General features: G+C 33.5%; 13 protein-coding genes and 1 pseudogene. 8 read left to right on the top strand and 6 right to left on the bottom strand.

Annotated elements, in window-relative coordinates:
• Window positions 1-360 precede the first annotated feature (360 nt).
• Complete coding sequence (locus JOC48_RS10060) at window positions 361-1350, top strand: hypothetical protein (protein ID WP_204499280.1); 990 nt, start codon at window positions 361-363, stop codon at window positions 1348-1350.
• A 343-nt stretch (window positions 1351-1693) separates the two neighbouring features.
• Window positions 1694-3856, top strand: coding sequence for a hypothetical protein (locus JOC48_RS10065; RefSeq protein ID WP_204499282.1), 2163 nt, complete (start codon window positions 1694-1696; stop codon window positions 3854-3856).
• A gap of 602 nt (window positions 3857-4458) precedes the next feature.
• Here JOC48_RS10065 and JOC48_RS10070 read toward each other — a convergent pair.
• The 5 genes from JOC48_RS10070 to JOC48_RS10090 form a co-directional block, all read right to left on the bottom strand.
• Window positions 4459-5964, bottom strand: coding sequence for a recombinase family protein (locus tag JOC48_RS10070; protein ID WP_204499283.1), 1506 nt, complete (start codon window positions 5962-5964; stop codon window positions 4459-4461).
• A complete protein-coding gene (locus JOC48_RS10075; RefSeq protein WP_204499284.1) occupies window positions 5954-7363 on the bottom strand; it encodes a recombinase family protein in 1410 nt (469 codons plus the stop codon). Before JOC48_RS10075 ends, JOC48_RS10070 begins: the two co-directional genes overlap by 11 nt.
• Window positions 7338-7559: a hypothetical protein gene (locus tag JOC48_RS10080; RefSeq protein ID WP_204499285.1), complete on the bottom strand. Its 222-nt coding sequence runs from the start codon at window positions 7557-7559 to the stop codon at window positions 7338-7340. The genes JOC48_RS10075 and JOC48_RS10080 overlap by 26 nt, the downstream gene beginning before the upstream one ends.
• 53 nt (window positions 7560-7612) lie before the next feature.
• A complete protein-coding gene (locus JOC48_RS10085; RefSeq protein WP_204499286.1) occupies window positions 7613-7762 on the bottom strand; it encodes a hypothetical protein in 150 nt (49 codons plus the stop codon).
• 169 nt (window positions 7763-7931) lie between these two features.
• Window positions 7932-8141 carry a helix-turn-helix domain-containing protein gene (locus tag JOC48_RS10090; RefSeq protein ID WP_204499287.1) on the bottom strand — a complete coding sequence of 70 codons (210 nt, stop codon included), beginning with the start codon at window positions 8139-8141 and terminating at the stop codon, window positions 7932-7934.
• Between the two features lie 377 nt (window positions 8142-8518).
• Here JOC48_RS10090 and JOC48_RS10095 point away from each other — a divergent pair, with 377 nt between their 5' ends.
• From JOC48_RS10095 to JOC48_RS10120, 6 genes are all read left to right on the top strand, one after another.
• A complete protein-coding gene (locus tag JOC48_RS10095) occupies window positions 8519-10063 on the top strand; it encodes a type I restriction-modification system subunit M (RefSeq protein WP_204499290.1) in 1545 nt (514 codons plus the stop codon).
• Window positions 10060-11235, top strand: coding sequence for a restriction endonuclease subunit S (locus tag JOC48_RS10100; RefSeq protein ID WP_204499292.1), 1176 nt, complete (start codon window positions 10060-10062; stop codon window positions 11233-11235). The genes JOC48_RS10095 and JOC48_RS10100 overlap by 4 nt, the downstream gene beginning before the upstream one ends.
• Window positions 11236-11253: 18 nt before the next feature.
• Window positions 11254-14319, top strand: coding sequence for a type I restriction endonuclease subunit R (locus JOC48_RS10105; protein ID WP_204499295.1), 3066 nt, complete (start codon window positions 11254-11256; stop codon window positions 14317-14319).
• 93 nt (window positions 14320-14412) lie between these two features.
• A complete protein-coding gene (locus JOC48_RS10110) occupies window positions 14413-14694 on the top strand; it encodes a hypothetical protein (protein WP_204499297.1) in 282 nt (93 codons plus the stop codon).
• A gap of 83 nt (window positions 14695-14777) precedes the next feature.
• Window positions 14778-21056 (top strand): ATP-binding protein, encoded by a 6279-nt coding sequence (locus tag JOC48_RS10115; protein ID WP_204499300.1) that lies wholly within the window; start codon window positions 14778-14780, stop codon window positions 21054-21056.
• A complete protein-coding gene (locus JOC48_RS10120; protein ID WP_204499302.1) occupies window positions 21028-21702 on the top strand; it encodes a hypothetical protein in 675 nt (224 codons plus the stop codon). Before JOC48_RS10115 ends, JOC48_RS10120 begins: the two co-directional genes overlap by 29 nt.
• 522 nt (window positions 21703-22224) lie before the next feature.
• Here the strand turns inward: JOC48_RS10120 and JOC48_RS21775 are convergent.
• A pseudogene (locus tag JOC48_RS21775) lies at window positions 22225-22383 on the bottom strand (YHYH domain-containing protein); the annotation flags it as partial.
• Window positions 22384-22849: the final 466 nt, after the last annotated feature.

A 22849-nucleotide genomic window follows, 5' to 3' on the forward strand; every position in this document is an offset into this window, starting at 1 on the left:
CCATGTTTTTATCTGAACGCAAGCATGTGGTCATTAGTATTATTGACACATGCAGGGTTTTTAAAAGTTAATATCTGGTGACATGTAACTGGGTTGGTTCTCCCTTTTCCAGTAGTCCCTTAATGGACTTTCTTGGTTATCGGCAGAATACATGTACTTTCGAAGGGGTAATTTATGGGAATTTCCTTGAGTTTGTATCGTGAAGTGTCACAACTTAAATTTAACGAGGTAGTTTAATATAAAATTATTGTTGGATTATTATAAAACAAGAAGAAGTTGTGGGAAAAAATAACAAAAATTTTGATTTATGCTAAAATATTATATGAAGAAATTTAATTATTTGAAAGGGTAGAAAAATAGATGAATATAGGAAACGTACATCAACTCAAAGCAGAAATTGAAAAACAAATAATAGTTTCTAAGCATGATGTCATATTAGCTAAGGAGTTCTTGTTAACTAACCAAGATAATAAGATAAATGTACTAGAGTTGATGAAAACATTTGTACAGAATCAAAATATACAAGAGCCCACTAAATTTTTGCTTGAAGAAAATGAGAAGGAAAATATTAAGGTGTCTGCCCGTTATATTTCAATACACCTAGCTTATTGTGAAGCAGTTTGGTCATTAATTGGGTCAAACTCTTTTATCATTGAAAACACTGATTCAAAAAATTATAGCCCCCTTTCTCTTGGTGTTAAAATACATTACTATAGCGAGTTTCAATCGAATACACTAGAATTTGACGAATTAAAAATTCGACTACCTTTTTTTATACACAGAGCTTTTTCTATGAGGCAGTCGTCAAAAGAAACATATTTATTTACTGAACCAGACTTAACAGTATTTAAGGATTTTCCAAATGTGGATGAGGAGATGAAAGAAGCATTTAGAGATTCTTTAAAATGTTTTAATAATGATTTATATCGTCCAGCAATAGTAATGGCTGTAACCGCATTGGAAGGAGCTTGGATACAATTAGGCCTTGTGTTATATGAACTAGCAAAAGAGAAATTCGGCTTCGATCAAACGAAATATGAAAGTAAAATTGATTATTTAAAAGGTGTAACTCCAATTACAAGGAAAGTTGAAGATATAAATAAATTTTATAGTGATTACACACATTGGTTTAAAGATATATCTGACAAAACGGAAATTAATTATAAACACTTGAATAAATTCAAGGAATGGTCGAATACTGTTCTAGGAAACAGAAACTCAGTTCATTATGGAGTAGAGCCTATTACGGAATTAAAATATGAAGCAGTATATGCTCAATTATTGAGTTTCAAGAGGTACATTTTTGATTTAAGTAAGCTATTCCAAAGTGCAAAAGACGAGTTATTGTAAAAGACACTCGTTGCTTATAAAAAAATAGGAGATCAGCCAACATTATTATATACTGTAACTTCACATTTTATATATATGATTACGTTAGGTTTCAGAAGGAGTTTGCGAGAGAATTCACTTAAATTAACTGGTTCTTTTCTCTCTAAAATCTTCAACAATCGTGCGTAATACTTTATATGAACCACAATACCTCTTATGATGCAATATTATACTAAAACACGCTTCAAGATATGTAAGGTGAAATTTTTTTAATAGAAGAAAGGTGCAAAAAGAAAAGGAAAAGATTATTAAATTTAGTATTAATATTAAGATGAAAAAAAGTTGAATATTTCCTGGCGTAGAGGTGAAGAAAGTGGCTGGTAAGACTATATTTACTTTAAAACAAATTAAAGAAGAGTTTGAAAAATATGGATTTGAGTTAGTAGAAAAAGACTATAAAAATATACATACCCTAATGAGGTTTGTATGTCCAAAGCATTCAAAATATGAGACTAAGACTACATTTAACTATTTGAGAAAGAAGAATGGTAAAGTTTGTCCTTTTTGCAACAGAAGTAAATTATGTATAGAAGACATTAGATCAGAGTTTGCAAAAAGAGGTTATACGTTGTTAGAAACTGAATATAAAGGTGCTAAACAAAAGTTAAAATACCGATGTCCTAAACATCCTAATAAAGATTTAAGTATAACTTTTGGTAATTTTAAGTCAGGGAAAAAGGGATGTCCTTATTGTAGTAATAATGTAAAATACACAATTGATGAGGCAAAGGAGGCCTTTTACAATGTAGGCCTAGAACTATTAGAAAGTAAATATTTTGATGTATTCACAAAAATGAAATGTAGATGTCCTAAACACCCAGGCAAAGATATTAAAAAAACTTTAAAATCTATATTAAATGGCTCTGGGTGTCCATATTGTTTAGAAAAAGGTAGGAAGCCGACTGCTAATTATGAAGAAGTAAAAGAACTCTTTAAAAGTAAAGGATTAATTTTGATGGAGGAAACTTATAAAAGTTCAACACAAAAATTAAGATACAAATGCCCTAAACATCCCGATAAAGAATTATACAAAAAGTATTCAGAATTAAAGACACAAACCTTTGGATGTCCATATTGTGGGAATTCGGCTAAATTAGAATTTGACTTTGTTAAAGAAGAGTTTGAAAAAAAAGGTTTTGAGTTAATAGATATTAATTACATAAATCGAAATACAGTAATGGATATAAAGTGCAAGAAACACCCAGATAAAAATATTAAAGCTTCATATGACATGTTAACAAAAAATTATGCTTGCCCATACTGTAATGGCTATGTAGATATAGAAGATATTAAAATTGCTTTTTTAGAGAGAGGATTAGTATTACTAGAAACTGAATATAAAGATTCAGCTACTTCAATGAAATATTATTGCATACACCATCCTGAAAAATTTCAATACAAGTCATGGAATAACTTTAAAGCGGGTAAAGGTTGCTATTATTGTAGTAACAGTAGAAAGCTAGAATACAATGAAGTGAAAACGATGTTTCAAAAATCAGGATATATTCTAAAAGAAAAAAAGTATATCAATTCGACAACCCCCATGCTATTTACTTGCTCGATGCACCCCGAAAAGCAAACATATACTACACTTCAAAACTTTAATGCTGGGTTACTCAAGGGATATAGTCCTTGTCAATATTGTAATGGAAAAGTTGATTATGAAGATGTAGTCAAAGAATTTGAAAAAGAAGGATATGAGTTATTGGAGGAAGAATATCATAATGCGACTTATCCGATGAAGTATCTTTGCATGAAACATAATGATAAAGTTCAACTAAAAACTTGGTCTGATTTTAATAAAGGTAGTAGGTGTATATATTGTAGAATCGAAGCAAGAAAAGGTTCAGGGGCAGCGATGTGGAAAGGCGGAATTACAAGTTTAAGTAAATATTTAAGATCATTAATAAATGAATGGAAAGAATCTACTCTCAAAAAATATGAATACAAATGTTTTATCACTGGAAGATGTGAATCAGAATTAGAAATACACCATTCTAAACCATTCCACAAAATTAGAGATGAAATTCTTACAGAACTTAAAATCCCCATATATAGAACCGTAGGTGAGTACACTGATGACGAATTGTACCAAATAGAAAAAATATTAATTGAAAAACATGAAAAATATGAGGGGGTACCTCTTAAGAAAGAACTACATAAACTTTTTCATAGAATTTACACCTATAATGTGAAGGAAAAGGATTTACATGAATTTAAAGATAGATATTTAAAAGGAGAATTTCAAAGTGGTTTTAAACAAGAAATGAGAACTAGGAGCTTTAAGCCTAATCCTTGGACTAAAGATGAGGATTGTATTCTTCTAGAAAGAGTATCATATTATAAAGAACAACAAAGACCAAAAAAGTGGGGGTTTCAATCAGCAGCTAAAACTTTAGATAGACATTGGACTGCATGTAAAAAAAGATACTATGCAATAAGGAAGAATAAGGGTGATCAAGTTTAGGTTTAAGTTAAAAAGAATTTTGGGTTGGAAAAAATAGCAATAGCAAAAATGATTTTTATTTAGTAGTACCTAAACTATTTTGTATGGAGGCAGTAAGTTGTTAGGAAGTTTTATACTGTGTGGCGGGCATGATAGCATCGAATGTGAGAGCCAATATCCCTTAATACTGGTGGCTTGGCTCGTGGATCATGCCCGCAGAGGCTCAGTGTCAAACCGACTACGATTCTATCTTTTGAATTAGCACCCAACACTAAATAGCGAAGAGCCTAACTTGTTAAATATTTTATTATTAACTAAGATACTAGCGTAATGATAAGTAGTGTATAATCTTTCGGTTTTCTGGGAAGTATTGAAATATGTAGTTCGGTTATAATAGAAGAACGCCATCGTGTTCTACAGTTATAACCGAAAATATTAGCTCACTTTTCACTGATATCAAGGGGTTTGCGTTTCTTCAGATTAACTATAACCAAATTCGTTAACGCTTTGTTCGGTAATATACGAAACTACTAATAGTTACATTCGGTTATTTAAGAACAAGGTTAATTGGCCAAAAAGATATTACCCTCAATTAGATGAGGGCAATATTTTATAACATTGATTTACGACATGGCCGGAATATCTATGTCAGTGAAAGGACAAAGGTCATACTCAACGTAAATATTATGCTCTTGTTCGAAATCGATTTTTATCTGCTTAAAAAATAGAAGCATGATAGTTCTTATTTCTGGATTAGTGAAAGATTGAATGTTTGTCTCAAGTAATTGATTCATTAGTTCATCAAAATTTGGATCTGATGTAATCGCATCAATGTTTTCCAAGGCATTTGTAAAACGTGTTTGTTGGTCGATTAACATGGTCTTAGCGGTGTTTAAGACAAAATCCCACTGATGACCATTAGTAGAGTTACTTTCTGCTAGATACTTTTCACTAGTTTCAATATGCCTAATTTGTTCTTTTACATGATTCAACTGGGTTGTTAATGTTTTTGTCCTTTGACTTAGCATTTTCTTTCCATCGTCTTTCATGGTAGCTAGTTTCATGTCCCATTTAGAGTACAAATCGTTGAGAATTGTATCTTGTAAACTAGTTGCCTCAATTTTCGATTTGCAAGATGGGCAGCGATATACCCAGTACTTTTTCTTAGACTTTGAAGGAGTATAATCCTTAGACTGTAGAGCAACATTGCAACTATTACAATAGAGTAAATTACGAATCAAAAACGGAGTATTGTTATTCTTCCCCTGACGTTTATGAAGTTCTATAACTTGGTGAGCCAAATACCATAAAGTGGCCGAAATAATCTCTTCATGATGGTTTTGTAGCAAGTCGTACTCACCTCTTTGTTTCCGGCGGGAAGTATTCCGACTAACGGCTATATTCCAACTTAGATGTCCTAAATAAAATTGATTATTTAGAATATAATCTATTGTTTTACCGGTCCACTTTTTACCTTTGGGAGAAGGGATTTCCACATCGTTTAAATGATTTGCAATTATATCTTCAGCATGACCATATGCTGCTAGAGAGAATATATATCTAACTATTTGAGCATTTCGGTCAGGGGTGATTTCACCATCTTCATCATAAGAATAGCCAAAGGGAATCTTGGAACCTGGACGTTTTCCTTCTTTTAATAACGTTTTTTGTGCATCCTTTGCTCTCATAGATTTTTTTATAGATTCTTCAGCTGCATTTGCTAGTTTAAGGGTGGTCAAAAGGTCGTAAGGATCCCATTCCCCGATATATTCAGTTGAGAAAAATTTTACATATGGTTTTTCAAACTTAATAGGTCTATAGATATATAGGGTAAAGTCATCAAATTGACGGGTTATACGACTTTCATCATAAAAAAATACTGCTTCTATTCCCAGCGTGTCATCAAGAACCTTAGTTAGTAGTTCTTGCATTCCTGATCTTTGCTTTACGTTCTTATGATAAGAGCTCTCAGCATCTTCTTTTATAATTTCGATTAATTCATAACCCTCCATACGTGCTCTAGTTAATATTTCTTGTTCTTGTATTTCAAAAGATAAATTTTCCTTTTGATTGAGAGATGATCTTCTAACAATCCCAATTGCACGAGGCATATTAGTTTTATTGTCCAATTAAATCACCTTCCATTTCATAAAATTCGTCTAAATACATATTGATTGATACAAAATCGTTATCAATAAAAACTTCGGAAATGAGTAGATTAGCAATTTCGGAAAAATTAAGATCATCTTTTGATTCGTTTATTTCCTCTTTAATATAAGCAACAACGATTTCAAATTCTTGTTTTAAGGTTTCTAAGTTGGATACCGTATCATGGAAATTCAGTTGTTGTTGTTTCATTTCAAGCAGTTCATCGAAAATTGCTTTTAGCTTCTGACCAGTTTTCCCTGGTGTAAAATTCAAGGATACGTCCAGGCTTTTATTTTCTATTTTGGATTGAAGAGATTCAATTTTACTTTGAAAATCCTTTATTCTTTTGGATAGAACAATATTTGAAATACCCTTTAATTTTTTTGCGGACAAGTTCATAAGTGCTTGTTTGATAGCAGTTTTAATATAGTCATCCAAATCAGATACACTTATAGTATTATTCCGATGTTTACTGCAGTAATAATTCCCAGGGTAGCCCTGTTCCCCTTTTTTTAGTTTCATTTCGCTTGAACAGAGTTTACACACTGGAGTAATTAATGCTTCTTTTGATTCTTGCTTTAATCCAATTTTATATTCTTTTTCAAATGAATTTAACTTGGATTGAACTTTTTTATATAACTCAAGAGAAATGATAGGTTCAACATGTGATAAGCTTTGGAATGAACCATCATTATTTTGCAAATGTCCCGCAAAAAACGGTGTCTTTAAAATATCTATTATTCTACTGTCGCTTCTTTTTAATAATGGTTTAAATTCACTGATTACGTTAAATAAATCGCTTATAGTACTAATTTTTGATGTCTCTTCAAATAATCTATTAATGGTTGGTTTTTGCTTCTTATTTGCTTTATACTGTCGTTTTCCACCATCCGTAGAAATCTTTGTGTAGCCAATGAGACTGGGGGGGAACCTTTTCCGACGGTCCTTTAACCGCGACTGGATTTTCTGTCCCTCGAGCTGTGAAAATAGCCCATAAAAAACTTCTGAAGTTAAGTTTTTAGAAAAATCAGGTGCATTGCTTGCAGAGAAAATTACTTCTATATTGAATTCTATAAAGTATTGAAATACATGTTTATATTCAAAGGAATCACGGGCAATTCGATCACGTTCATATGCAATGACTCGTTCAATTTTTCCATCCCGCATTTTTTTCATCATTCTTCGTAGTGCAGGTCTGTCTTCAAACTGCACTTTAGTTGCTGATACATCAAAATCGGTAAAAAACTCAATGTTGTTACTTATATTCATCTTCTTTAAGACTTCGTTATTTGCAGTTTCTTGCATTTTTAGATCCTGGCCAGCCGAAGAAACCCGGGAATATACTGCAGTGATCTTATTCTGGGTTAATGGATTTTTCACTGTTGTCCTTCTCCTTTTCTATGATAATTTCATCAAATTCTTTCATAGAGTTTGATAATAATAGTCCCTGTATATAGGGGTCTGTTGTGATTTTGTCAATGATTATTTTTTCGATAAGACGATATAGCCACATTGTCGTTTCTAGTTTCTTATCGTCACTAATATTGACCTTAGCTATTTTTAGCTTTCTCTTCATATTCTCACCTCCAGTCAGTAGCAGTATGACCGGAGGTGAAAAATTTATTCCATTTAATCTTCTGAATTATTCTCCAAAACTATTGGCAAATCTAATTGAATAGTAGCCATTTCTTTTTTGTTTGAAGAGTTATTTGGACGTTTGATAATAAATGTTTTAGTGTTTCTACCGGGTAACTTAAGTTCCTGAATAATTCTATTCATTTGACTGGCTCCTTTCTGATTGATAAAAACTTCTAATAACCTCAGCCGAAATATTACGTTTCTTGCAATGAAAAAGTAATTTTTCTATATTAATAGCCTCAATGTCTTTCAATTCAAGTTTGTACATCTTTATTTCACCTCAATCTTGTTAACCTCAAAATCTGAATATCTATAATAAGTTGCTTTTACCAAGTGTCTGATTTGAAAGCCATTGAAAGAAATCATCGCGCAAAACCCTTTTGCATCCTCCGATTTTAATAAGTGGAAAATGTGGACTATCCATTAATGAATAAGCAGTTGGTTTTGATATATTTAATATTTCTGCAATTTCAGTTGCAGTTAAAACAAGGTCGTATCCATTGCGACTACGATGGTTCATCAAAACACCTCCTTTCGTTAAGAAAAATAAAAAAATTCCCTACCCATTTGGCTGTAGACAGACCTCTCCTAAGCAAATTAAAAATTGCTATGGAGTGGTTCTTCCACTTCCAAATCGACAGGGAATTTCCTGTTGATATATTAAGTTGTTAATTTGTTGAAGCTTATAAATTAATATTAATCTATTTAAAAATTAAGGGCAATAAGATTTCGATAGGTAGTTTTTGGTAACGTATTAGTCTAATTCACAAGATGTTTTTAGTTCGGTAGTTACAATTTCCATGATACTTCCAATTTCAAATTAAACCTATTAAGACTAATAGCCCTATCATATGTTAAAATTTGATTATAAAAAATAATTTTCCGAGGTGAAAGAATATGCCTGCTAAAGCAGATATTGATTTTCAAAAAGATCTGTTCGACGCTGCCACTAACATGCGCGGTAGTGTTGCGCCAGCTGATTATAAACATTATGTATTACCTTTAATCTTTTTACGTTACCTCTCAAATAGATTTGCAATTCGTAAAGAAGAAATAGACAGTTTAGTTAAGGATCCAAATAGTGATTGGTATGTGCCAGATGAGGAAACCCAACAAGTAATTAAAGAAGATCCAGACATGTATATGGCTGAGAATGTTTATGTTGTACCTGAAGAGTCACGTTGGTCATATATCTTAAAAAATGCGAAGCAACCAAACATAAAAGAAATTCTGGATAATGCTATGAAACGACTAGAAGAGGAAAACCCTGATTTAGAAGGGATGCTTCCTCGTATTTTCCAAGGAAGTAATTTACCAGCCGAAAACGTCTCTGGATTAATTGAAATTTTTTCACGCGATGTGTTTAGTGCTAATGATGATCGAAGTGTTGATGTTTTAGGCCGGGTTTATGAGTATTTCATCTCTGAATTTGCCTCCACTGAGGGGCAGCGTGGTGGAGAGTTCTATACTCCTTACTCAGTTGTTAGTTTACTCGTCCGAATGTTAGAACCAATAAAAGGTACTGTCCTAGACCCTGCTTGTGGATCTGGTGGTATGTTTATCCAATCAGAAGAATATTCACCACGGCGTCATGAACTATCCTTTTATGGTCAAGAGAACGTTACAACTACTGCTCGATTAGGAAAAATGAACGTATTGCTTCATGGTTTAAATGCAGATATCCGTCTTGGAAATTCTCTTTTAGATGATAAATTCTCAGATCTGAAAGCCGACTATGTTATTGCAAATCCACCATTTAACCAAGATGGCTGGGGTGCGGACCGTATATCAAATGATGATCCAAGGTTAATTGGTCCTGTTACGGATTCAAATGCGAACTATATGTGGATGCAACATTTCTTCCATCATTTAAATGATACTGGATCTGCTGGTTATGTAATGGCTAATGGTGCTATGACAACTAATGCTAAAGGAGAAAGACCTGTTCGTGAATGGTTTGTTGATAATGGCTACATTGATTGTATAGTTGCACTACCAGAAAAATTGTTCTTATCTACTGGGATACCTGTCTGTTTATTCTTCTTGAGTAAGAACCGTGATGGAAAAGGTGAGTATCGTGAAAGACGAAATGAAATTCTATTCATAGACGCTCGTCAAAAAGGTTCACTCGTTAGCAGAAAACAAAAAGCACTTTCAGAAGATGAAATAGAAAATATTGCTAAAGTATATCGTAATTTTAAGTTTGATAAAGAAAAAGTTGAAGACGTACCTGGCTTTTGTAAAGTTGCATCAATAGATGTAGTGAAAGAAAAAGATTATAAGTTAACGCCTGGTATTTATGTTGGAACAGAGGAAGTTAAAGTTGATGGCATTCCATTTGAAGAGAAAATGGAAGAATTAAGAACGACACTTTTTGAACAATTTGAAGAGTCCAATCGTCTCCAAGATAAGATTAAGAAGGATTTGGAGGGGTTAGTTTGAGTGAAGAATCACTACTTCAACTTAAAGATGTTGCCTACTATGTTAAAGACCGAATATCAACAGATCAATTATCCAATCATACTTATATTTCAACTGAAAACATGTTGACTGATAAGAGGGGAGTAGAAGAAGCGTCAGGTTTACCATCAAGTAAAACAGTCACGAAATATTTACCCAACGACATTCTTGTTTCAAATATTAGGCCGTACTTTAAAAAGATATGGTATGCAAACCAAACAGGTGGTTGCTCGAATGATGTTCTAGTTTTGAGAAATAAGTTGAAAGAAAGAATAGATGACAAGTACTTATATTACGCATTATTCCAAGATTCATTTTTTGATTATGTTATGAGTGGTGCTAAGGGTGCCAAAATGCCTAGGGGTGACAAAGAAGAAATCTTGAAATACAAAATAGAGTTTCCTTCAATCACCATACAAAGAAAAATAGCAGCAATCCTATCTGCAATTGATGAAAAAATCGAACTCATCAACAAAATGAACCAGACCCTTGAAGATTTGGCTTTTACACTTTTCAAAAAGATAATCTCAGAGAATAATTCAAATTCACGGAGACTAAGAGATTATATAACCTTAAATCCCACAACACCGGTTAAAAAAGGTACAATCATGAAGTATATAGATATGAAGGCTCTGTCGACTAATAATATGAGTGTATCTTACGAGAGTATAATTGAAAGAGAATTTAAATCTGGTTCAAAATTTATGAATAATGACGTTTTACTTGCAAGAATAACACCTTGTTTAGAAAATGGGAAATCAGCATTTGTAAACTTCTTAAGAGATGGGGAGTTAGCATACGGTTCAACTGAATTTTTGGTTTTAAGGGCCAATGAAAAATCGTGTCCACAATTTCTTTATTGTTTAATAAAGGATCCGAGGTTTAAGGAATTTGCCAAAATGAGTATGGTAGGTTCTTCTGGACGACAGAGAATACAGAATAGCATATTGTTAGAATATGAAATGCCAGATATTGAAAGTGAACGAATGAGTTATTTTGATAAACTAACTAAGGATTGGTTTAAGCTGGTGAGTAAAAACAATATTCAGAATTGGAATTTAACTAAACTTCGTGATTACCTTCTACCTAAACTCCTATCAGGAGAAATCCGCTCATTAGACGTGGAATCACAAGTAGCAGAAGTCACGCAGTAACAAAGAGGAGGGATGAACATGGGGCGATTAATGGAATCGGATTTTGAAGAAACAACGATTGAACGATTGGAAGCTCTTGACTATACCTATTCGCACGGGCAAGAACTTTATCAACGTGGTGAACGTCAACGTCTACAAGAAGTTGTTTTAAAAAGACGGTTAGAATCCTTTTTACAAGAAACTTATACAATGATTCCTGAAAATGAAGTTAGTCGTCTATCGAATTTGTTTATTTTAAATGAAGGTGTTGGCTGGGAAGAGAGAAATTTTGTCTTCCACCAAAAACTTGTAAAAGGACTTGAGTTTGAATATGAGGATGATCAAGGAGAAGAAAAAGTACAGCACGTTTATCCTATTGATTGGAAAACACCTGAAAATAATGATTTTTTAGTTGTTAATCAGTTGTCTATAGAAGGGCGTATGTCTCGTAGACCTGATGTTGTTATATACATTAATGGAATACCCTTGATTGTTTTCGAACTTAAGAATCCTAATAAAGAAAACGTAACTGTATATGACGCCTATACTCAAATTCGTAATTACACCCATGATATCTCTCAATTATTCGAGTACAATGCATTTACAGTTATTTCTGACGGTATTGAAACAAAACACGGAATGCCCTCTGTGCCATATGATTTCTTTGCTTCCTGGAAAACGATTGATGGTGTTAATGTAGATAACAATGTAGTAAATACCATGAGGACTTTAGTACAAGGTCTATTTGAAAAAGATAGATTGCTAAACTATATCCGAAATTTTATTGTTTACCTTGATAAGGGCGAGTCTAAGGTTAAGATTGGAGCGAAATATCACCAGTTCTTTGGAGTCAACTTTGCAGTAGGAGAAACGGTTCGTGCTACACGTCCTGAGGGTAACCGGAAAATTGGTGTGATGTATCACACAACTGGTTCAGGTAAAAGTATCAGTATGTTGTTTTACTCAGCAATATTATCTAAACATAATAAACTGGATAATCCGACGATTGTAGTTCAAGTCGACCGTAACGACTTGGATGAACAATTACATGACACGTTTTCAGAAGGTTATAGTCTAATTGGGCATACTCATCACGCTAAAAAAGCGGATGAATTGCGAGATATACTTAAAGGTGAAGGTGGACAAATTGTCTTCTCTACTATTGAAAAGTTCCGTTTGAAAGAAGGAGAAGCAAAACATCCTGTTTTATCTGATCGAAGTAATATTATAGTGATTTCTGATGAGGCTCACCGTACGCAAAGTGGTTTTGATGGGGGCTATGCAGCACAACTTCGCTTTGCCCTCCCTAATGCCTCATTTGTTGGGTTTACTGGGACACCTGTAAATTTATTAGGAAACAATACTGAAGAAATTTTTGGCCATGTGATTCACAGATATGATATGGCACAAGCCGTTCAAGATAAAGCTGTTTTACCGTTATATTATGAAAGTAGAATGATTCCGCTAGACTACGATGGTGCAGATATAGATAGTGAATTTTCCAATTTGGTGGACGATGTTGGACTTGAAGATGAGGAGTCTCAATCGTACAAAGTGAAATGGGCGGCACTTGAAAAGGTTGTAGGTACACCAAAACGTTTAAACATGCTTTCCAAGAGTATCCTGGATCATTTCAATAAAGCTGCTGATCCATTTCAAAAAGGCATGATTATTTGTATGAGTCGGCAAATTGCAGTTCGTTTATATGATGAACTGAAGAAGCAGGATGATTGTCCAGAAGTAGAAGTAATCATGACTGGAGATGTAACTAAAGATCCTGAGTCGTGGAGAAGGAAAAATCCAGACAGTAAATATTCCCATATTAAAACAAAAGAAGAACAAGAAGAAGTCAAAGCCCGTTTAAAAGATACAGAGGATCCTCTGAAATTGGTTATTGTTGTTTCTATGTGGCTTACTGGGTTTGATGTACCTAATCTATCATTCCTATATGTTGATAAACCGATGAAAGGTCATAATCTTATTCAGGCGATTGCACGCGTTAACCGTGTCTTCCCAGGAAAAGAAGGCGGACTGATTGTTGATTTTATTGGTATTGCAACATCCCTGAAAGAAGCCACTAACCGATATACTGGCGATAATGCTACTAATGACATGGATATTGATGTTGATAAAGCAATCGGTGTCTTTAATGATAAGTTAAGCGAGGTAAGAAAGTACTTTGGTGAAATTAAACACCGCGATGATTGGCGTTCGCTATCTAAAGTAAAGCGAGATGATTTGATTGGTGACTTGGTTAACGACCAATTAAATGGAGATCCAGAAGCTTTTGTTGAAGCGTGTACAAAACTTGAAAAAGCTCACAAGCTAGTTAAGCATATGGAACAAGTAATCCCTCTCGCAGATGAAGTTACGTTGTATCAAATGGTGCGGATTCAAGTTAGAAAATTCCTTTCTGCACAGAGAAATGACTTCGAATCTAATCAAACCGTTGAAGAGCGCCTGAACTCTCTAATTGATCGTCATTTGGAAACGAAGGAACCAGTTGATATTTATAAGGTTGCAGGCATTGAAAAGCCGGACATTAGTATCCTTGATGAAGATTTCTTAAAGGATATGGAGGAAAAAGAACAGCACGAAGACTTAAGGCTGAAACTCCTTAAGAAATTGCTGGAGGATCATATACAAGTTAATTTTAAAAAGAATAGTCCAAAAGAGAAGCAAATGCGAGAACTTCTAGAGAAGACTCTTAAAGATTACCATAACCGAATTATACAGGCTGCGGATGTCGTTCGAATGATGGTTGAAATGAAACAAGATGTCGATAGTGAAGTGGATTTTCGTAAAGAACTTGGCCTTTCCGATGAAGAAGCTGAATTCTACAAGGCTATTACCTCTTTAAAAATGGAGTCTTTTGACAACAAGTTTCTAGCTGACCTAATACACAAGGTTCTAAAAGAGTTAAAGAAGAACCTTAGTCAGGATTGGACCAGCGAGCATCGGAAGAATATATATGCCAAAGTTAATATGTCTGTTAAAAAAGTATTGATGAACGAAGGAATAAAAGGACAACAACTAATATTTATTACAAAAGCAATCATGGAAGAAGCCAAAGAGCAATATAAAGATTGGCCTAATCAGGCGTAGTGCAACGAGAGTCTTTACATTATAGATGAAGACTCTCTTTTTTGAATCACTATGTAAAAAAACAATAGAGATAAGGAAAGGGTGTTGAGAAACATGGAAGTATTATTTAAGAATGGAGATGTTTATGATAATCCTGTAGATTTTGTAAGAATACCTGCTTCACATGGTCCAAATGTTAATTATCTAGTGTGTTATGGGACGGTTAATTGGCGAGGAAATGTCCAGACAGCAATTTATGTTTTAATGGAGTATAACGGGATTCCAAATACAAAGGTTCCTCCACATATTACTACACATGTGAATGAAGATGGCAGTACAGATTTGAATCTTGTGTTAGAAAAAATTAACTTATTGAAGCAAAGATATGAGTTATAGACATTCAACTAAAAATTACAGCTTTCTTAGTTGGTTATAAATTTCGACAGGTTGTCAATTTTTTAAAAGGAGAAATTACATAGATGGAAAACGAACTAGTTAGATATTCAAGGGCAGGTGACACTTTCCATTATCGATGGGCTGCACGTCGATGTTTAAGGATGCTACATCCAAAAGCTTTGTTACGTTGTGTCATTATTGAAGGGTCAAACGAGAAAAAAATGGCGGGCGAATATGTGATTGATGTGGCTGAATACTCGGGAATAAGTGATGAAGATTTGCAAAAAATAGATTACTATCAACTAAAGCACACAACTGTTAGAAAAGAATTGCCTTTTAATTTAAGTGATTTAGAAGATACAATTGAGGGTTTTGCAAAAAGGTTCATTGCTTATTGTGACACTAAAAATGAAAGTGAAGATGCCCCAAACATTACTTTTACAATAGTGACTAACAGACCCATTGCTCACAGTTTTAAGGATAATATCCAGAAAATTATAAATGGAGATGTTGTTAAAAAACGCTTTTCTAATACTATCGAAAAATATACTACACTTAAGGGTGAAAAATTAAAAGAATTCTGTGCCTGTCTTCTATTCATGGATGGAGAAGGAGACTATAATGCTCAGAAATATGATCTTCATCTAGAAATTTCGCAAATATTGGCAGGAACTGTTGATAACCCACAAATTGATAGTATTACTACATTAGTTCAAGAAAAAGTTTTGCCTGATTCAGATGGTCGAATCATGAGGGAAGATATATTTAAACGTTTTGGTGTTACTTCAGATAGAGATTTATTCCCTTCCCCTCCAGAGTATGAAAAACTAGAAAATACAATTCTACGAAAACAACATAATGAAATCATAGAATTAATCTTGACCAATTCTAATCCTACTATAATACATGCAGCTGGAGGTGTTGGAAAGTCAGTTATTTCTCGTCAAATTATTCGATCATTGCCTAGTGGATCCTTTGGTATAGTTTATGATTGCTTTGGTGGAGGTAGATATCGAAATAGAAGTGAACCTAGACATCGTTATCGTGATTCTCTTGTGCAGATAGTAAATGAATTAGCAGCCCATGGATTATGTGAACCATTAATAGCACTATCTAATGCTCTAGAAGATGAAATTCTAAGGCAATTTCTCTCAAGATTGGACGTTGCTGTGGAAGCACTAAAGAAAGAAAATGAAAATGCAGTATTAACAATTTTAATTGATGCTGCCGATAATGCCGAAATGGCTGCGAGAGAATATGGTCATTCTTGTTTTGCCCATGAACTATTACGTGAGTCTTTACCTGAAGGTTGTAAGTTGGCAATGTTATGCAGGACAGAAAGGATTAATTTATTAGAACCATCTAGTTTCGTTAATCAGATAGAATTGAAACCTTTTTCACAAGAAGAATCTTTATTCTATCTCAAAAGTGTATTTCCAGAATCTACTCAGGAGGATGGAACCGAATTCCATCGATTAACAGGTGGTAACCCAAGGGTGCAATCAAACGTTCTTAACAGAGGATTTAAAAATATTACAGAAGTATTAAATAGTCTAGGACCAGTAGGTACTACAGTTGAAGAACAAATTGAATTACAACTAGATAATGCTATTTCCATAATAAAAGAAAAGCTTTCCAGTAATTATCAAAGTCAAATTGATGCAATTTGTTTAGGGTTGGCTAATTTACCACCATTTATTCCTTTGCGTGTTCTAGCTAAGGCAGCAGAAGTGAATGAAGCTACGGTGAGAAGCTTTATATCGGAACTGGGGCATCCTCTATGGCTGACAGATAATTCAGTACAGTTTAGAGATGAGCCTACAGAAACCTGGTTTCGGAAAAGGTTTTCAGCTAAAAAAGAGCAGATACTATCATATATCACACAGCTTAAGCCAATGGCTTATGAATATACCTATGTTGCTGAAGTATTACCTTCATTGTTACTACAAGCTGAACAGTACAGTGAATTAATTGAACTTACAGTATCTGATAAATATCTACCCGAAGATAATCCGATTGATAGAAGAAATGTTCGAGTGTATCGTCTCCAATTTGCATTCAAAGCAGCATTAAAGTTAGGACGATATGAAGATTCTATCAAATTAGCATTACTTGCTGGTGAAGAAACGGCTGGTGATAAACGGCAGCTAAAATTAATTAAAGAAAATATTGACTTGCTAGCTCCGTTACAGAGTGAACAAAGAATTCAAGAGTTAGCTTTTCGAAGAATGATAAGTGGTGCCTGGGATGGTTCACAGAACGTTTATTCGGCAGCAATGTTATCTTCAGTTAATGAATTTAAAGGTGAAGCAAGAGGCTATTTGAGAGCGGGTATTAATTGGCTTCATCTATATTTTCAAGAACGAAAAAATCAGGAGGGTTTTCATCATAATAAAATAGAAGATGAAGACCTAGTTGAGCTAGCCTTTGCCCACTTAAACCTGTTTGGGGTAACTAAAACTGTAGAGTTCCTCTTGAATTGGCAGCCAAAAGAAGTAACATTTCGCATCACACAAATACTTATTAGGCGTATTATCGATTTAGGGAATTTTGATGCTATATATGAAATGCTTAGAATTGTACCAAAGAACCCATATTTTGTTGTTGCGGTAGTTCATGAGTTACTAGAGGTGGGAAAACTTCCTGAAAAAGATACAATTGAAAGGTGTTTGGATTTACTAACTTTTAGTCGTACTCGTATGGACAAACCAGCACATTCTTACAATAATGATATTCTATCAGCTATTGTTTCATTTGCCGAAGTATGTGCTGTTAACAAATTATCACAAAGGAAAATTTTACGAGTCCTAAGATATTATTTCCCTAAAAGGGCACCTCGTATAATTACTAGCAATTTTCAAGAAAGAGAAAGAGATCCCTTTTTACGTGCCGTTGCACTTAAGTCTGTTCTAACGGAAAACTTAAATCTGAATTTAGATGAAGTCATTCCAGAGGAGTTTTCTAAAAAAGAAAATAAATACAGATATGAACATGATATTCAAGAATTCAAACAAATAATGAAGGGACTTTTACCTTGGTATTTTGCTCGTATACAAATTTTAATAGATAATGTAGCTGATCCATTGAAGGCCGTTGAAGATAGTAGTCAACAATCTAAGAAAGTAATAGATAATAGATGGAAAGAATTTGATATCCTGCCATATGAAATATCTAAAGTAATTATTGATATTCTTATGTTTAGTAATGGGGTAGACTCTAGTTTAATAAATAAGATTTTTACGAACTATCTAAAAACAAATAATCAAATTCGAATACAAGATCAGATGAAGGCTGTTCGAGCTGGATTTCGTTTAAGTCATCTCTCTGAGATAAGAGATGAACTTGAAAACACAATATATGAAATAGTATCTGCTTCTTCTTCTGAAGATACAGAAACAAGAGCGGACTGGTACGTTCAACTTTCACGTGCTGTTCTTCCCGTGAACCGTGATGATGCAGCCGCATATTTTGATTATGCAGTTGAATCAATATCAAAATTTGGAGATGAAATCGTACAAAGATGGGAAGCTATTGCAGCCTTAGGAAAACGTAGTGCAAAAGAAGAAAATGAATCTTCAGAATTGGCCTATCGTTTTATTCGCTGTGCTGAATTAATCGGTGATAATGTAGCTCGAGAAAAGTACTTTGACAGAAATGAAGCAATTAGAATATGTGTCAGACTATCCCCCACTTCTGCACTCGCATCATTAAGTAGATGGCGTGATCGGGATGTTGGATGGTTTGATAGTCAATTGCCAGAATTAGCTAAGGAAATAGTAGAATCAGATCATATTCAACCAACTGTAGCTTGGTCTTTGTCTGCATTTCTAAAAGAATATGAAATTGCTGATTTTGCATCAATTTGTATAGAGAAGGAACAATCCGAAAAAGTTCGACAGCACATTTTGAATAAAGCAATTCGGGATATTAGATTAAGTGATACACAAAAAGGCAGCTATAAGGAACTAAATAGAATTGCTACTGATTATAATTTGAACAATATTGAGTTAGATGAAATAAAAGCTTACTATGCTAATAATCATGATGAAACTTCTGAATCTACATCTAAAGAGAACTCTTTACCTGAATATGCTAAGGATTTAGAGGATATAAATTGGGAACAATTATTTCTAAACTTGGATTTAACATCAAATAATGGAATTAAACTGGCATTAAAACGTTTTGATGGAATAGAAGATAAATTCTTCCATCGTAAAACATTTTGGCAAGAGATGTTCTATCGAATTAGAGAAAATGAAATACAAACATTCTTGGAAAACCTTATAAATGTAGAACAAATCAGTTTATATGGCTTAGAAGATGTATTTTCTTATATGCCAAAAAATTGGCTAAAAAAAGTTAGTATACAACGTAATATAAACAAACTCCTCAAGCAGATTGCACGACGATTTTCAGTTGAACTTTCCAATAAGTACGTATTAGAACACTTTTTAAAAAATGTTCAATTAGAAAATTATGACATTAATTCAATTTACGAAGGTATTATTGAAGGACTAGCGAATAACAGTGACCTTGCTGATGCAGAAACATTTTTTGGATTCGTACAAATTACATCAAGCTTAATTTCTCCGAGTAATGCAACGGAATTACTTGATTTTGGATTAAATAGGTTTGAAATTCACATAGATGATGATTATGCGGATGGACTGTGGTTAAATTGGCTAAAACCACCTCAAGAGATAAGTGAGGCATTTGCTGGTTTTGTTTGGTCTGCTCTTGGTTCACCTAAATCAACGATACGTTGGCAAGCGGTACATTGTGTACGGAGGCTAGCTGAATCTAATTGTAAAAATGAGATAGATGCTTTGATTACCTGGATGGAGAATGATGATGTTGGTGCTTTTGGAAGTAATAAATTACCTTTTTATAAATTACATGCCCGTTTGTATCTATTAATTGGATTGGCTCGGGTCTCTATTGATTTTCCGCAGTTGTTAAAGGATCGTAGGGCTACTTTTTTAAAAATCGCAATAGATTCATTTACGCATGTACTTATTCAAAAATACTCTGCAGAAATTGCACTTAATATTGAGAAGCTTTTTCCAAGCACTAATAGCAAAGAAGTTATCAGTCAACTTCAAATGATTGGGAAAAGTCAATTACCAGTCAAAACAATTGATAAGAGTGAACAGAAAATTGGAAGTTCTTACAGTGATGAAGAAAATGATACAGATCCAAAATTTTATCACGGTTATGATCTTGACCGTTATTGGTTTGAACCTTTAGGTGAGGTATTTGGAATTACTGGTCAATTGGTTGAAAAGCTTGCGACAGAAGTAATAATTAATGAATGGAATATAGACAGTGATGGAGGGTATCAAAGTGATCCCCGCCAAAGTCAATGGCGATCTAATAGGAATGAACAAGAAATTATGCATAGTCATGGGAGTTATCCTAGAACTGATAGTTATAGTTTTTACCTATCCTACCATTCAATGTTTGTTGTTGCAGCAAAGCTTCTAAAGGACAAGCATATTGTCCAATCAAAAGATTGGCAAGAGGATCCTTGGAATGAATGGATTAATGATCATTTATTAACACGTAATGATGGACAATGGTTAGCAGATCGTCGTGATCCAACACCTCTTAAAGAAAAAGATTGGTCAAAAATTAATAAAGAAAATTGGAATACTGACATATCTTCTGGGGATTTTTTGGATGGTCTAATATGTGAGCATTTAGGAGATAAGTGGTTGAATATTTTTGGTTCATGGACAGAGGGGAATAATGATTGCGAGGAGAGCTTCCTTGTTTCCAGTGCACTAGTCTCTCCTCAGGGGGCTCAATCATTGTTAAATGCGTTAACATCATGTTCGGATCCACATGATTTTAAATTACCAGATTATCAAGAGGGTCGCATGGAATTAAATTTAGAACCATTTAACCTTAGAGGCTGGGTATGGAGTGAGTATATACCTAAGAGAATTGATGAATTTGATCCACATGCTGCTAAAATAGATTATCCACCTTATCAAATTGGTGAATCAATTATTAAAAAGATGGGCTTATCAGTCGATTCGGATCTTCGAAAATGGTTGTTACCAAATACAAATACCGAATCAATAATTTGCAGAATATGGAGCACAAATAACAATGAACCAGATGATGAACCTTTTAGGAAAGGTAATCGATTAAGTGCATCAATAACCTTTCTAAAAAAACTATGTACGATAATGAAATGTGAGCTTATAATCGAGGTTCAAATCAGACACCGTTATAAGCGAAATGCATATTTAGGGAGGGATGAAGAGCGTGAATACAAACCACCATTTAACAAAATATATATCCTCTCAGCAGACGGAAGGCTTAGAGATGAAGAATCGTATTATGAAATTAGGTAAAGCACTCGTAAAAGAACTTAATTTAGATCCAGGTGTCGATACGTTGGGGCGATGGATGGCTCACTATATTGCTGAACAAATAGAAATTGCTGAACAAGCAGATGTTTCTTCCAGAGCTGATGCAGAACAAAAATGTTTTGAAACAATTCTAAAGCTTTGGGATCATAGATCTTCAATGCCTAATGGAAAGCGTGCCTTTGAAAGTTTTGAACCTATTTTTAATGTGTTAGAAAAATTAGATCCAGAAAATAAACAACCCTATTATTTTATTAATAGAAATGAAAAATCACTGATGCCAAAAAATTTGAATGCAATTGAGAAGGATTTAAACCAATGGCTAGATGTAGCAGAAGGAATAGATCAAGTCGCAAGGGTTTGGTTAGAATATGTGTTTGAACAAGCTACATTATGTGCAACAGACGAAAAAACCAAAGAGTGGTTGAAAAATTCTATTGTTTTACAAGAGACTTATGAACTTTCTATCATCTCTAACTTATTGGCGGCTGACGATATTTGGGATGAAAATAAGAGTGATAAACAAAGAAGGTGTGATAAATTAAATTCTAGGATTAAACAATTGGAAGCTTTTAATGAGTTTAATCAAAATCTACTTTCGATTTATAGAAAGGAACTTGAAGAGATTTAATTCGTTAAAAATGGCTTAGTAATATAACTGAGCCATTTTTAATTTCTTTTTCAGCTATAGCAGTTTCCTTGCTTAGCTCATCAGATATAGAATTTCTTGTAAATTGTTTATGTGAATCTAAAATTGTTAAGAGTAACATTGTAGATTTTTAATTGGAAATAACTTATAGAAATCAATAGTGAAGTTTGACCTTGGAAAATCAGTTTAGAAGGTAATTTACATTGTTAAATCAGTGTTTTCCGTGACATAATTTAGTTAGAAAATTTATAAACCCATTTTTGTTAATAACCAAAGAAAGCTAAACCAACCTACGCAAATTCCTATCCAGATAATTAATTTGATAACTCCATTTTTGAGATGTTGTGATAATGTTCCTTCTTGATAATATCCATAAATCCCTAGCCCAAAGAGACTAACAAAAATAATTAACAGAATTACCCCACCAATAATACTTTTTTCATTTGTATTATCTGTCGAACCTTGATTAGTAGAAGGATAATGAGAATGGTCATTATAATTATTATCATGGTAATGATACTCCCCGTAGTTATATCCCCATTCCTCACAATTTGTCCTACAATAGTGTCCACCATTAGAGTCTGTGTTCCCCGGATGCGCCAGAACTACTTTAAATGAGGTTATATAAATTAGTATTAATAATAAGACAAAGACCTTTCTCATTGCCACTGTTTCTCCTTGATGTAATGGATATAACTTATTTTATCACATGATTTATAGCAAAAATTAAGTTAAATAGTACCAATTATATTTATAAATATACATATACTTAATAGAAAATATTTTTTGATGATTGGATTTGGGAAGGTGAAAAGGAAATCTTTGATTTGAGGAATGTAAAAAAGGAAGAAATGCAGGATGCACCTCTTCCTTGTCAGACATACAAGTTGCTCTAATAACTTTAATTATTATGGGCAGAATGGCTATTGATTATTCAAACTTAATCATTATTTGGCGGTGGTCGGGTTGTGTTAAAATATCTAACATCAATATTAAAATAGTTTAGGTACAAGATGATATACTACATACGAGCTTGTGACCGTCAAGTAAAATTGAACACTTTTTGCTAATTAATTTTGTACAGTTTGTTCCTCAAATATAGATTCGCGGGTCTTCATACGATAGCTTT

The organism is Aquibacillus albus (genome assembly GCF_016908325.1).
GTDB lineage: Bacteria > Bacillota > Bacilli > Bacillales > Amphibacillaceae > Aquibacillus_A > Aquibacillus_A albus.